Raw genomic sequence first — 13333 nt, 5'->3', positions numbered from 1 at the left:
CAGCGCCCGGCGGCCGAGGCCGCCCCGGCCCCGGCCCCGGCGCCCGCGCCCGCGGCGCCGGTGCGCCCGGAGCCCGCGCCCGAGCTGAACGGCCACACCGGGACCGCCCGGCCGCTGGCCAAGCCCCCGGTCCGCAAGCTCGCCAAGGACCTCGGGATCGACCTGGCGACGATCACCCCGACCGGCCCCGGCGGGATCATCACCCGCGAGGACGTCCACGCGGCCGCGGAGGGCCCCGAGGCGGCCCCGGAGCCCGTGGCCCCCGCCGCGGGCGCGCGGGAGCGCCGGGTGCCCGTCAAGGGCGTCCGGAAGGCCACCGCGCAGGCGATGGTGGACAGCGCCTTCACCGCCCCGCACGTCACGGAGTTCGTCACCGTGGACGTCACCCGCACCATGAAGCTGGTCGCCGACCTCAAGCAGGACCCGGAGCTGGCCGGGCTGCGGGTGAACCCGCTGCTCCTGGTCGCCAAGGCGCTGCTGGTGGCCATCAAGCGCAACCCGGACATCAACGCCTCCTGGGACCAGGAGAACCAGGAGATCGTCCACAAGGACTACGTCAACCTGGGCATCGCCGCCGCCACCCCGCGCGGTCTGATCGTCCCGAACATCAAGGACGCCCACGCCAAGACGCTGCCCGAGCTGGCCGCCGCCCTCGGCGACCTGGTGTCCACCGCCCGCGAGGGCAGGACCAGCCCGGCGGCGATGTCCGGCGGCACGGTGACCATCACCAACGTCGGCGTCTTCGGCATCGACACCGGCACCCCGATCCTCAACCCCGGGGAGTCGGCGATCCTCGCCTTCGGCGCGGTCAAGCTCCAGCCGTGGGTCCACAAGGGCGAGGTCAAGCCGCGCCAGGTGACGACCCTCGCGCTCTCCTTCGACCACCGGCTGGTCGACGGCGAGCTGGGCTCCAAGGTGCTCGCGGACGTCGCGGCCATCCTGGAGCGCCCCAAGCGCCTGATCACCTGGGGTTAGCCCCCCCTGTGGACCGGATCCCCCGTCCGCATCGCGGACGGGGGATGGGCGCGCATACGTCTTGTATCTATGCTGTGCGCATCATGAGTACCGCCGATACGGCCACCAAACCGCCGCCCGCCGCCGAACGCGTCTACACCCATGTCAAGGAAGCCGTTCTCCAGCGCCGCTACGAGGGCGGCACGCTGCTGAGCGAGGGCGAGCTGGCCGAGGCCGTGGGGGTCTCCCGTACGCCGGTCCGCGAGGCCCTGCTGCGCCTGGAGGCCGAGGGGCTGCTGAAGCTCTACCCCAAGAAGGGCGCGCTGGTGCTGCCCGTCTCCGCCCAGGAGATCGCGGACGTGGTGGAGACCCGGCTGCTGGTCGAGCAGCACGCGGTCGCCAAGGTGGTGCCCGCCGGGGAGCGGCTGCTGCGGCGGCTGGAGGAGCTGCTGGAGGAGCAGAAGGGGCACGCGGCGACCGGCGACCTGGCCGCGTTCGCGGCCGCGGACCGCTGCTTCCACGCGGAGATCGTCCGGGCGGCGGGGAACACGATCCTGGCCCAGCTGTACGACCAGCTGCGCGACCGGCAGCTGCGGATGGGCGTGGCCACCATGCACGCCGAGCCGGACCGGATCGCCAAGAACATCACCGAGCACACCGAGATCCTGGACGCCCTGCGCGCCGGGGACACGGGCTCGGCGGCCGGGTTCGTCCAGCGCCACATCAGCTGGGTGAACACCCTCGCCCGGGGAGATGTGCGATGACCACGGCCCGATTGCCCGGGGACCCGCCCGGGGGACGGCGTGCCGTCGCCATCTGGGGCCTGGGCGTCTCCGTCTACTTCGTGGCCATCGTCTACCGCACCAGCCTGGGCGTGGCCGGGATCGACGCCGCCGAGCGCTTCCACATCAACGCCTCGGCGCTGTCCACCTTCTCCATGCTCCAGGTCCTCGTCTACGCGGGGATGCAGATACCGGTCGGGCTGATGGTCGACCGGCTCGGCACCCGCAAGGTGCTGGCCTTGGGGATCGTGCTGTTCACCACCGGCCAGTTCGGCTTCGCGCTCTCCCACACGTACCCCATGGCGCTGGGCTCCCGGGCGCTGCTCGGCTGCGGCGACGCGATGACGTTCATCAGCGTGCTGCGGCTCGGCTCGCGCTGGTTCCCCGCCCGCCGGGGCCCGCTGGTCGGGCAGATCGCCGGGCTGATCGGGATGGCGGGCAACCTGGTCTCCACGCTGGTCATCGCCCAGACCCTGCACAGCGTCGGCTGGACCCCGACCTTCGCGGGCAGCGCGGTCGGCGGGGTGGTCATCCTCGTCCTGGTGCTGCTCTTCCTCAAGGACCACCCGGAGGGGCACGAACCGCCGCCCGCGTCCCGGGCGGACAAGAGCTTCGTGCGCCGGCAGATCGTGGACGCCTGGCGCGAGCCCGGCACCCGGCTGGGCATGTGGACGCACTTCACCACCCAGTTCCCCGCCATGGTCTTCCTGCTGCTGTGGGGGATGCCGTTCCTGGTGGAGGCGCAGGGGCTGTCCCGCGGGGTCGCCGGTGAGCTGCTGACCGTGGTGGTGCTGTCCAACATCGTGATCGGCCTGGTCTACGGGCAGGTCATCGCCCGCCACCACGCCGCCCGCACCCCGCTGGCCCTCGGCACGGTCGGCGCCACCGCCCTGGTGTGGGCCACCGTGCTGTGCTGGCCGGGCGACCACGCGCCGCTGTGGATGCTGGCCGTCATGTGCGCGGTGCTCGGCGCGTGCGGGCCCGCGTCGATGATCGGCTTCGACTTCGCCCGCCCTGCCAACCCGCCCGAGCGGACCGGAACCGCCTCCGGGATCGTCAACATGGGCGGATTCACGGCCTCGATGAGTACTTTGCTCGCCATCGGCGTACTCCTGGACATGACCGGTGACGACTTCCGCATCGCCTTCGCGGTGGTGTTCGTGCTCCAGGCGCTCGGCGTCTCCCAGATCCTGCGGCTGCGCGGCCGCGCGCACCGCCGGGAGCGCGAGCGCGTGGTCGCCAGCCGCGTCGAGGCGGTGCACGTACCGGCGTGAGCCCCTTACCCGGTCACGGGGTGATCGCGAAGTGCGCCAGGATGGCGTCGGCCAGCTGCTGGTCCCCCTCGACCTTCACCTGTTCGGCGACGGCCTCGGCCCGCACCCGGCCGCAGGCGAGCCGCACGTACGTCTCCCAGTCCAGGGAGAGCGTGACGGTCGGGCCCAGCGACACACTGCCGTCGATCGTGGCCCGGCCGTCCGCGTCCACCCGCACGGTGCGCATGAACTCGATCGGGCCGTTCACGTCGAAGACCACCGCCGAGTGCGGCGCCGCGCCCGCGTCCTTGGCGACCACCTTCGGCAGCGCGGACAGCAGCAGGTCCCGGGCGACGTACCCGCCCGGCGAGTCCAGGTTGCCCGGCTGGTTCAGGGCCCGCCGCAGATCCTGCTCGTGCACCCACACATCGAAGGCGCGGCGGGTCAGGGCCTCCTCGAGGGACACCTCGCCACCGCCGGGCCAGCGCACCATCGTCTCCGGCTGCCGCTTCTCGTTCCGCAGCTGACGGGACCGCCGGATGACGGTGTACTCCAGCTCGGAGGTCATCTCGGGGGCCGTGTGGCAGCGCCGCACGTCGACCTGGACCTCGTGGTAACGCCCCAGCTCGCCGGTCATGTGGAACAGGTCGCGCGGCAGGGAGTGGATGGGGCGCGGATCACCGAGCATCTCGCACTCGAGGCCGATCACGTGCGAGACGACGTCCCGCACCGACCATCCCGGGCATTCGGTGGCGCGGTTCCATTCGCTCTCCGCGAGCGGGTTCACCAACTCCGATATGGCGTCGATGGAATGCGTCCAGGCGTCGATGGAGGTCTGAAGGCTGGGATGGACGGTCACGGGACCCCTCGGGCGGTTGGTACGCGGGCTGGGTGCAGGTGTGTGGCTTCAAGTTACGCTGCCCACGCGCGCGAGGGCAGTGCTTCGAGTCCGATCGTAGGCCCGGAACGGCGGCTTGCCGCGTGTCGGCGGCGGCCGTGCGAGGCGCCCCGCACGGCGGACCGGGACGGACCGGGGCGAGCCGGTCGAACCGGCCCGCGGGAATGCGTTTCCCCCACCTGATGTTGGATGGGGACATGGCTCCACGTGCACGCGTCCGCGCCCCCCGGCTGACCGGTCGGGGCGGCTGGCTCAACACCGGCGGAAAAGACCTCGGCCTCGCGGATCTGCGAGGCCCCATCGTCATCCTCGACTTCTGGAAGTCTTGAACCATTGAGGTAACTTCCAGGGGGCTGTTGTGCACCACCACACCATCGCCGACTTATACCTTCGCCTGTCGCTGGACAGGGAGGGCAAGACTGCCATCGACCGACAGGAAGCCGACTGCCGCGCGTGGGCGGAGCGGAACGGGCTGACTGTGCGGAAGGTGCACATAGACCGGGGGCGCTCCGGTTACAAGAGCGTCAGCCGCAAGGGCTTCGACGCGGCGATCACCGCTGTCGCCTCTGGTGTCGTCGGAGTGCTGATCGTGTGGAAGCTGGACCGTCTGAGCCGCAAGGGCATCGGTGAGGTCGGCAAGGCGCTGGACGACATCAACCGTGTCGGTGGACGGCTCGTGTCCGTCATGGATGGTCTCGACACCAACAACGACAGCGCCCGCGTCACCATCGCGCTTCTCGCTGAGCTTGCCCGCAATGAGTCCCGGAACCTGGGGATGCGGGTCGGGAACGCGAAGCGGTATCTGCGCCAGAAGGGGCAATGGATTGGCGGCCAGCCCCCGTACGGGCTCAAGGTGGACCCGGAGACGAAGAAGCTTGTGCACGACCCGGAGACGGCCGTGTACGCCCGCTTGATCGCTGACGAAGCGCTCTCAGGGAAGGCACTCGTTCACGTCGCTCGGCTCCTGAACACGCACGGAGTCGAGTCTCCCCGTGGCGGTGAGTGGAACTCGTCCAGCGTGATGCAGCTTCTCCGTGCTCCCGCGTTCGCGGGTCTCATGCCACTGACGGAGTACAGAGAGGCAGCGGACGGCACCCGGAAGTACAACGGCAAGGTAGTGCCGTACCGCGACCCCGAGACGCTGGACACGGTCAGCATCGGCGAAGGCATCATCACGGTCGGGGAGCGTGAGCTCATCATCCGCCGGCTCGAATCGCGCACGTTCCCGCTTGCCGGTAAGCGTCACGGGCACAAGCAGGGGACGTCGCTGCTTACGGGCATTGCGCGTTGCGGCCTGTGCGGGTCCCGGATGAGCAAGGCGGGAACGTCATACGCGTGTGCCAGTAACCGCATGGGGCGGGGCTGCGAAGGCGTGTCCGTGCGAGTCGAGAGCCTTGACGTCTATGTGACGGAAGCATTCCTGTCCCGACTGCCCGCGTTGGGACCAGAAGACCCACTTCTGGCCGCCATCGCCGACCGTTGGGTCAAGAAGGAAGACCCCGAAGTCTTCGCGAAGCGCGACGCCATTGACGCGGAGATTCAGGAGGAAGAAGCCCGCCTTGCTGACCTCGAGGAAGCCCGATACGTGCGCGGGGAATTCAACGGGCCGGACGCCGTGGACCGCTACAACCGTCTTGCCGGGAGGCTGCGTGGCCGCATTGACGGTCTGCGCGCTGATCTGGCGAGTTTGCCGACGCCTGCTGTGGATCTCACGCCGTTGCTGGACGGTGTACTTCTGCGAGAAGCATGGGAAGCCGACGACGTGACAGGCAGACGTGAACGGCTCCGGCTGGCGCTTGACCGCGTCGAAGTCAGTAAGGGGCGGGTGGGCGTCCGCTTCGACGGTGACGAACGCTGTCGTATCGCGTGGGCTGAGCCTGCGGACGCGGATGCGTAAGTTCCGCTGACACAGTTGGGTCTCTCGTTACGTCAGGTGACGAATCTGACCTCTTCCGTTACCGTGGGTGTCTCCAAGGGGTCAAAGTGTCAAACTGGACCCTTATTTCTCAACCTTCTTCACGCGTTAAGAGAGGTTGGAAAAAGGGGGTTAGTTTGACACTTCGACCTCGATTCTGACCACGGAGCATGCGTCGCTAGGCGGGGGGGCTGCCCCTGGGAAGGCGGCTTTTCGATCGATGAGTGGCGCGCCCGCTCTGCCTGTACGGGTCTCCGGGATGGCGCAGCGTGACGGAGGTCGCGCGTCTCGGAAACGATGGTTTGTGAGACGCGCTGTTGGATGCCCGCGAGCGGGTGGATCGGCGTCCACAACTCGTCTCAAAAGCTCCGCAAAGCCCTTGTGGTTATGAGACGAGTTGTGAGACGGTCTCGTCGTGGACACAACCACGGGGCAGCTCATCGGGTACGCGCGAGTCTCCACCGACGACCAGGACGCGCAGTTGCAGCACGCCGCATTGGCGGAAGCTGACTGCGCCCGGATCTTCACGGACAAGGCGAGCGGGAAGAACACGGAGCGCCCGGAGCTGGCCGCCGTCCTGGACTACCTGCGCCCCGGCGACACCCTGTGCGTCTGGAAGCTCGACCGCTTCGCCCGCTCGCTCATCGACTTGGTGACGATGGTGGACGGTCTGGCCGCCCGTGGTATCGGCTTCAAGGTGCTGACGGGCGCTCTCGCCAGCATCGCCCCGAACACCCCCGACGGGCGCCTGATGCTCCAGGTGGTCGGCGCCATGGCGGAGTTCGAACGCTCGCTGATCAAGGACCGTACCCGCGCGGGGCTCGAAGCCGCCAAGGCTCAGGGGCGAACGGGTGGGCGGCCGACGGTGATGGACGCTGACAAACTCGCTGCGGCCAAGGCGCGTAAGGCTCAGGGGGAGAGCGTGACGGCCATCGCCAAGGCGCTCAAGGTGTCCCGCGCCACCCTGTACCGGGCACTTGCCGACGTGGGGTGATCCGCTTTCCCTGCCAGATGGCGCCCGTTACGCCGCGCTGTCGAGCAGGGCGCGGACTTCGGGAACATCCTGGAACGCTTCCAGCCGTGCGAGTACGACCCGCACCCGCTCCGCTGTGCGCTCGCTGGTGATGTCGCTCGACAGGCTGATGACTCGCTCCGCTGTGGCGGCTGCCTCTTCCGGTTCGTTGGCGTCGGCGAGCGCGACGGCGAGCCAGGAGAGGTACAGCGCCAGTTCCCTCGTGTGGGTCGCGTCGTAGCGGCTGAGCACGTCCCGGAGGAGCGGGACGGCGCGGAGGGGACGGCGTAGCTCGGTGTAGACGCGGGCCTCCATGACCCGGAGTTCTCCGGCGTCCACCCAGTACAGATAGGCAGGCTCTTCCTCGTCACCGTGCCGAGCCAGCGCTTCGCCCGCTTCGTTCAGCGCGCGCATGGCGGGCTGAGCTTCCCCGGCTTTGGTGTGCGCCCATGCGACGCGGTCGAAGTAGAGGGCGCGTGCCCGTGGCGGGGCTTCAGGAGCGTTCTCCAGCGCTGCCCGGGCCATGGCGAGCCCTTCCCGTACGTCCCCCGTGTTGGTTCGCTGATAGGCCAGAGAGCCCAGCAGGTTGCCCGCTAAGGTCGCGTCCCCCGCCGTGTGCGCTGCCGACAGACCGAGTCGGTAGATCCGTTCTGCCCCACCGTGCTGCCCGGCATCGCTGGCGATCCATCCGGCAATCTGAGCCAGCTCACCGATGGCCTGGAGGAGGGACCGGCCGATCTCCTCCGTATGGCTGCCTTCCCTGAAAAGCTTCACGGCCGAGCGGAGTTCGCGGAGGGCGGGGCGCAGCAAGTCACCCCCGGCGATCACGTCGTCCGCCAGCCGGAGCCCGTGGACGCGCTGCTGAAGATCCGTAACGGCAGCCACACCGAGGCGTCGCCCCTGAGCCGCGCTGAGTGGGGCGAGAGGAGCGCCTTCGGGTAAATAGTCGGCCAGTGTCGGCGGAGGTGGCTCCGGCGGCGCTGACGACGTCCTCAAGGCTTCCACGGGCACACTGAGAGCGTCAGCGATGAACGGCAGCCACTCACGGGGGGTGCGCTTGCCGTTCTCGTACCGGCTGATCTCCTGCCGCCCGATCGGCTCACCTTGGATACCGGCAGCACGGCAGGTTTCTCGCGCCAGGCGAGCCTGACTCCACCCGCGCTCTTCACGCAGGCGACGGATGTTGGCCCCGACGCTGCTGCCCATAGGGCAAGTGTGGCCGACAGCTGGCCGACAAAGGGCCGCTCGCCAGAGATTCACCCTCGTCCGATGCTGACGGCATGGATGAGTTGACCAGGAACCGCACCACGCCGATCGGCCTGCCGCCGCACTTGCAGCGGGAACCGACGCCGGTTGAGGGCTGCCCGGGATGCGCTGAACTCGCCAACGTCAGGGCCCGAGCCCGCGCCGTTGGCGACATGACTACGGTGACCGACTGCAACGTCTTGATGAGGCGACACCCAGAGGGTCACCAATGAGCCGTCGCGCTGTGTACCGGTACGTGCCCCACACCATTCGGCGCGCTCCGGAGGGTGGCGTCACCTACGAAGCGTTCTGCGTCACATTCGGTTGCGACGGCGAATCCGGACCACAGGATGGGCAGGAGGCGGCGCAGGACTGGGCACTGAGGCACACCGGGCACACCGGTCACGACCTGTTCCGACGTGTCGTGACCGATCATGCTCGGGTGACCCGTGAGGGGTAGCCGATGTCTCCTGTCGCGCGAGTGGCACCCTTGACGTCATGAGTAAGCGTCCCCGCGTCCGCGCCCCTGAGCTGCAAGGACGATCCTGGATCAACACTGGCGGCAAAGATCTGACCCTTGCGGACTTCAAAGGTCGCACATTGATCTTGGATTTCTGGACGTTCTGCTGTGTGAACTGTCTGCACGTCCTGGACGAGCTGCGCGAGCTGGAGGAGAAGCACCGCGACACCGTCGTGATCGTCGGGGTGCACTCGCCGAAGTTCGTCCACGAGGCCGACCACCGGGCCGTCGTGGACGCCGTCGAGCGCTACGAGGTGCACCACCCGGTCCTGGACGACCCGGAGCTGGCCACCTGGAAGAGTTACGCGGTGCGGGCCTGGCCCACCCTCGTCGTGATCGACCCCGAGGGGTACGTGGTCGCCCAGCACGCGGGCGAGGGCCACGCCCACGCCATCGAGACCCTGGTGGGGCAGCTGGAGGCCGAGCACGCCGCCAAGGGCACCCTGCACCGCGGCGACGGCCCCTACGTACCGCCGGAGCCGGTCCCCACCGAGCTGCGCTTCCCCGGCAAGGCCCTGCTGCTGCCCGGCGGCACCTTCCTGGTCTCCGACACCACCCGCCACCAGCTGGTGGAGCTGGCGGCGGACGGGATAAGCGTGCTGCGGCGGATCGGCGCGGGCGAGCGCGGCCTCACCGACGGCCCGGCGGACCGGGCCCGGTTCAGCGAGCCGCAGGGCCTCGCCGCGCTGCCCGACGGCACGGTGGCGGTCGCCGACACCGTGAACCACGCGCTGCGCCGCTTCGACCCCGCGAGCGGTGAGGTCACCACGCTCGCCGGGACCGGCCGCCAGTGGTGGCAGGGCTCGCCCGCCGAGGGGCCGGCGCGCGACGTCGACCTGTCCTCCCCCTGGGACCTGGCCTGGTTCGCCGATCGGCTGTGGATCGCCATGGCGGGCGTGCACCAGCTGTGGACGTACGACCTTCGGACCCAGGTCGTCGCGGCCGCCGCCGGGACCACCAACGAGGGCCTGGTGGACGGGCCCGCGGACCAGGCGTGGTTCTCCCAGCCGTCCGGGCTCGCCGCGAGCGGCGACCGGCTGTGGGTCGCCGACTCCGAGAGCTCCGCGGTGCGCTGGGTCGAGCGGGACGGGGACGGCTTCGCCGTCCGTACCGCCGTCGGCACCGGGCTCTTCGACTTCGGCCACCGGGACGGCGCCGCCGACCAGGCCCTGCTGCAGCATCCGCTGGGCGTCACCGCGCTGCCCGACGGCTCGGTCGCCGTCGCGGACACCTACAACCACGCGCTGCGCCGCTACGACCCGGCCACCGGCGAGGTCTCCACGCTCGCCACGGATCTGCGCGAGCCGTCCGGCGCGGTGCTGGCCGACCAGGACATCGTGGTCGTGGAGTCCGCCCGGCACCGGCTGACCCGGCTGCGGCTGCCCGAGGAGGCCGTACGGGTCGAGGCGGTGGCCCACCGCACCCAGCGCGCCGCCACCGACATCGCCCCGGGCACGCTCCGGCTGGACGTGGTCTTCCAGGCGCCCGCCGGCCAGAAGCTGGACACCCGCTACGGCCCCTCCACCCGGCTGCTGGTCAGCTCCACCCCGCCCGGGCTGCTGGCGGGCGGCGAGGGCGCGGGCACCGATCTGCGCCGCGAACTGGTCCTGGCCGAGGGGGTCACCGAGGGCGTGCTGCACGTCTCGGCGATGGCCGCGTCCTGCGACGACGACCCTGAGAACGAGTACCCGGCCTGCCATGTGCACCAGCAGGACTGGGGTGTTCCGGTCCGGGTCACCGAGGGCGGCGCGGCCCGGCTGCCGCTGGTGCTGGCCGGGCTGGACGAGGGCTGACGCGGGCTCCGGTGGCGGCGCCGGGGGACATGCCGGGACAGCGGACGGCCCCCGCCAGGAGGCGGGGGCCGTCGCAGACACGTAGCCGGGGGGGGGAGACGGCTACCTGTCCGTCTGGGAAACCTGTGGCGCGCCGGGCGCGCTGATCACCAGGTGAGCGCGTCGGAGGCGGTGCGCTGCCAGTAGGTCACCTGGGAGGAGCTGTCGACGTACACCCCGCCGGCCGGCAGGTTCACGGTGGTCGAGCTGTCGAGGCCCTTGAGGAACACCTCGAGCTGGGACTCCTTGATGCCGCCCGAGCCCGAGCCGTCGCCGCTGGAGGTGGTGATGCCCGCGTACGCGGACTCGCCGGGGGCCAGCGTGACGACGGCCTGCGGCTTGGTGTCCTCGGCGGCCGGGGTGGCGGCCTGCGCGTTGCCGAAGCGGAGGATGGGGTAGTAGGGGACGTTGCAGTCCACCCCGGCCCGGTTGGTGAACTTCAGCAGCAGGTGGTTGACGGGCCGCCGGACGGACTGGACCTGCACCGCGGCCTTGTTGACGTCGCAGGTGCCGATCTCCTGGGTGTCGTCCGACCCGGTGGCGCCGCCGTTCTGGGCCGCGCCCCCGGACTTCTCGTCGGTGCCCTGCGCACCGCCCTTGGCGCCGCCGGTGCCGCCGCTCTCCGTACCGCCGGTGCCGTTTCCGCCGCTGCCCTGGGCCCCGGCGTCGGCGCCGCCCTGCTCGGCCTGGGCCGTGGCCGAGGACTCGGCCTTGCCCGAGCTCTTGGCACCCGTGCCGTCGTCGTTGTTGCAGGCCGTGAGGGTCAGGCCCGCGGCGACGACCGTGAGACCGGCGGCGACGGAGCGGATGGTGCGGGCGTGGCGGGCGAGGAAGGCGGTGGAGTGCGGCATGGTGGGTTCCCCCGGTGTGATCGGCTGCTGTCAGGTACGACAACAACTCTGTCCGGGGCCGCTGGCGTATCGCTGCCGTCCGGCTGCCGAGCGCTAACGCCTCACTAACGCCCCACCGCACGCCCCGCTTTCACGCCGGACCGTCCCCCTCACCGGACGGCCCCGCACCCCGGCCGCCGTCGCCCTGGGCGAAGAGTTTCACCAGGTCACTCATGACGTAGCGGTTGGTGGCCTCCTCGTCCAGCAGATGCATCTCGGCAAGCCGCTCCAGGGAGTCCTGGATCAGGTCGGGGTCCGCCCCGGACAGCGCCGCCGCCTCGGCGGTGTTGACCTCCCGGGCGAAACCGGCCCCGAGCGCCCGCAGCAGCTGCGCGTCGTCCGCGGAGAGCCGGGCCACCGAGTTGCGCAGCGCGGCCGCCACCCCGGCGTCCTCCGCCGACAGCAGGGCCAGCCGCCGCCGTTCGTCGCGGAGCGCGGTGGCCAGCCGGGCCAGCCGCCACCGCGGCCGGGCCACCAGCTGGGCGGAGGCGGCGCGCAGCGCGAGCGGCAGCCCGTCGCACAGCGTCACCAGCTCCTCGGCGGCGGCCGGGTCCTCGGCGACCCGGTCGGGGCCGAGCAGCGCGCCGATCAGGGCCGCCCCGTCCTCGGGGCCGAGCGCGTGCAGCCGCACCGGGCGGGCCGCGTCGGTGGCGATCAGCCCGTCCAGCCGGGACCGGCTGGTGACGAGCGTGGCGCAGTGCGGGCCGCCGGGCAGCAGCGGGCGCACCTGGGCCGAACTGCTCGCGTTGTCCAGCACCACCAGCAGCCGCCGCTGGGCCACCAGCGAGCGGTAGAGCGCCCCCGCGGCCTGCTCGGAGGGCGGTATCTGGTCGGCGGGGGTGCCCATGGCGAGCAGGAACTCGCGCAGCACGGCGGCGGGTTCGACCTCCTCGCCGCCGCTGAAGCCGCGCAGATCGGCGAAGAGCCGCCCGTCGGGGAAGGCGGCGGCGTACGCGTGGCCCCAGTGCACGGCCAGGCCCGTCTTGCCGACCCCGGCGGGCCCGGTGACGAGGGTGATGCCGCCCTCGGCGGGGAGCCCGGCGGGGGCGCCGCCGTACGGGTGGTCCTGCCCCGCGGCGGGCAGCGCCAGCCGGGTCAGCTCGGCCAACTCCGCGTCCCGGCCCAGGAATCCGGCGGGCGGCCGGGGCAGCAGCTCCGGCGCGGGGGCGGAGGCCGCCGCGGACGCGGCGGGTGACGCCGCCTCACCGCCGCCGCGCGGGTCGTGCGGGGTCCGCGGGTCGCGCGGGGTGCGCGGCTCGGGCGGCGGCGGTTCCGCCGCGGGCACCGCCCGCAGGATCTCCTGGTACGCGGCGCTCAGCCGCTCCCCCGGGTCGACGCCCAGGTCGTCGGCCAGCATCTCGCGGGTGCGGTGGAACCAGGCGATCGCGTCGGACTGCCGCCCGGTGCGGTACAGCACCAGCATCAGATCCGCGATCAGCCCCTCGCGCAGCGGATTGCCGAGGGCCGCCGGATGCAGCACCCCCGCCGCCTTCTCGTATTCGCCGAGCGCCCCGTGCGCCCGGGCCAGGGCCTCCACGGCGGTCAGCCGCCGCTCCTCCAGGGCGTGCGCGGCCGCGGCGAACGGCGGGCTGGCCACCGTCCCGGTGAGCGCCGGGCCGCGCCACAGCCCGAGCGCCTGCCGCAGCATCGGCACCGCGTCGGCCGGGGCCGACTCGGGGTCGGCCCGGGCGACCAGGTCGTCGAAGCGCACGGTGTCCACGAGCGAGGCGGGCAGCCGGAGCAGATAGGCGGAAGCGTGGGTGGTCAGCTCGACGCCGCAGGCATCGGCGCCGCCCTCGGCGAGGGCCGCGCGCAGCCGGGAGACATGGCCCTGGATGACGGTACGGGCGTGGGCGGGCGGCTCGTCCTCCCACAGTCCGGAGACCAACTGCTCGACCGAGACGGTCGAGTTGGGACGCAGGAGCAGCATCGCGAGCACGCTGCGGCGCTTGGCCGGTCCCAGCGGAAGCTCGACGGGGGCCGCCGCGGGGCCTGTGGTGACGGCCACCGGGCCCAGCAGGGAGAAGTCCAA

12 protein-coding genes are annotated in these 13333 nt (G+C 71.4%); 8 read left to right on the top strand and 4 right to left on the bottom strand.

Annotated elements, in window-relative coordinates; all coding sequences use genetic code 11:
* The 3 genes from ABZ562_RS33920 to ABZ562_RS33910 all read left to right on the top strand — a co-directional run.
* The coding region (locus tag ABZ562_RS33920; protein WP_361487199.1) for a dihydrolipoamide acetyltransferase family protein at positions 1–975 on the top strand (975 nt) is incomplete at its 5' end.
* A gap of 83 nt (positions 976–1058) precedes the next feature.
* Positions 1059–1718, top strand: a complete 660-nt coding sequence (locus ABZ562_RS33915; RefSeq protein ID WP_361487197.1) for a GntR family transcriptional regulator — start codon at positions 1059–1061, stop codon at positions 1716–1718.
* A complete protein-coding gene (locus ABZ562_RS33910) occupies positions 1715–3010 on the top strand; it encodes an MFS transporter (protein ID WP_361487195.1) in 1296 nt (431 codons plus the stop codon). Before ABZ562_RS33915 ends, ABZ562_RS33910 begins: the two co-directional genes overlap by 4 nt.
* Before the next feature lie 13 nt (positions 3011–3023).
* Here ABZ562_RS33910 and ABZ562_RS33905 read toward each other — a convergent pair whose 3' ends face one another.
* Complete coding sequence (locus tag ABZ562_RS33905) at positions 3024–3848, bottom strand: maleylpyruvate isomerase family mycothiol-dependent enzyme (RefSeq protein WP_361487193.1); 825 nt, start codon at positions 3846–3848, stop codon at positions 3024–3026.
* A 236-nt stretch (positions 3849–4084) separates the two neighbouring features.
* Between ABZ562_RS33905 and ABZ562_RS33900 the strand changes: the two genes are divergently transcribed.
* The 3 genes from ABZ562_RS33900 (at position 4085) to ABZ562_RS33890 (ending at position 6796) form a co-directional block, all read left to right on the top strand.
* Positions 4085–4216 carry a hypothetical protein gene (locus ABZ562_RS33900; protein ID WP_361487216.1) on the top strand — a complete coding sequence of 44 codons (132 nt, stop codon included), beginning with the start codon at positions 4085–4087 and terminating at the stop codon, positions 4214–4216.
* A 29-nt stretch (positions 4217–4245) separates the two neighbouring features.
* Positions 4246–5784 (top strand): recombinase family protein, encoded by a 1539-nt coding sequence (locus ABZ562_RS33895; protein ID WP_361487190.1) that lies wholly within the window; start codon positions 4246–4248, stop codon positions 5782–5784.
* A 433-nt stretch (positions 5785–6217) separates the two neighbouring features.
* Positions 6218–6796, top strand: coding sequence for a recombinase family protein (locus tag ABZ562_RS33890; RefSeq protein ID WP_361487187.1), 579 nt, complete (start codon positions 6218–6220; stop codon positions 6794–6796).
* Between the two features lie 27 nt (positions 6797–6823).
* Here the strand turns inward: ABZ562_RS33890 and ABZ562_RS33885 are convergent, their stop codons facing one another.
* Positions 6824–8020: a helix-turn-helix transcriptional regulator gene (locus ABZ562_RS33885; RefSeq protein ID WP_361487185.1), complete on the bottom strand. Its 1197-nt coding sequence runs from the start codon at positions 8018–8020 to the stop codon at positions 6824–6826.
* 74 nt (positions 8021–8094) lie between these two features.
* On the opposite strand from ABZ562_RS33885, the gene ABZ562_RS33880 reads away from it, so the two are divergent.
* Together ABZ562_RS33880 and ABZ562_RS33875 are read left to right on the top strand one after the other, a co-directional pair.
* The gene (locus tag ABZ562_RS33880; protein WP_361487183.1) at positions 8095–8292 is read left to right on the top strand and encodes a hypothetical protein; all 198 of its coding nucleotides are present in this window, start codon (positions 8095–8097) and stop codon (positions 8290–8292) included.
* A 265-nt stretch (positions 8293–8557) separates the two neighbouring features.
* The gene (locus ABZ562_RS33875; RefSeq protein WP_361487180.1) at positions 8558–10372 is read left to right on the top strand and encodes an NHL domain-containing thioredoxin family protein; all 1815 of its coding nucleotides are present in this window, start codon (positions 8558–8560) and stop codon (positions 10370–10372) included.
* A gap of 146 nt (positions 10373–10518) precedes the next feature.
* Here ABZ562_RS33875 and ABZ562_RS33870 read toward each other — a convergent pair whose 3' ends face one another.
* On the bottom strand, positions 10519–11262 hold the full coding sequence (locus ABZ562_RS33870) for a DUF4232 domain-containing protein (RefSeq protein ID WP_361487179.1): 744 nt from the start codon (positions 11260–11262) through the stop codon (positions 10519–10521).
* A 130-nt stretch (positions 11263–11392) separates the two neighbouring features.
* Complete coding sequence (locus tag ABZ562_RS33865) at positions 11393–13333, bottom strand: BTAD domain-containing putative transcriptional regulator (RefSeq protein WP_361487177.1); 1941 nt, start codon at positions 13331–13333, stop codon at positions 11393–11395.

It is taken from the genome of Streptomyces sp. NPDC019937, assembly GCF_040631655.1.
Lineage (GTDB): Bacteria > Actinomycetota > Actinomycetes > Streptomycetales > Streptomycetaceae > Streptomyces.
The sequence above is the reverse complement of the archived record's forward strand: the minus strand, read 5'-3'. Positions and strand labels throughout refer to the sequence as shown.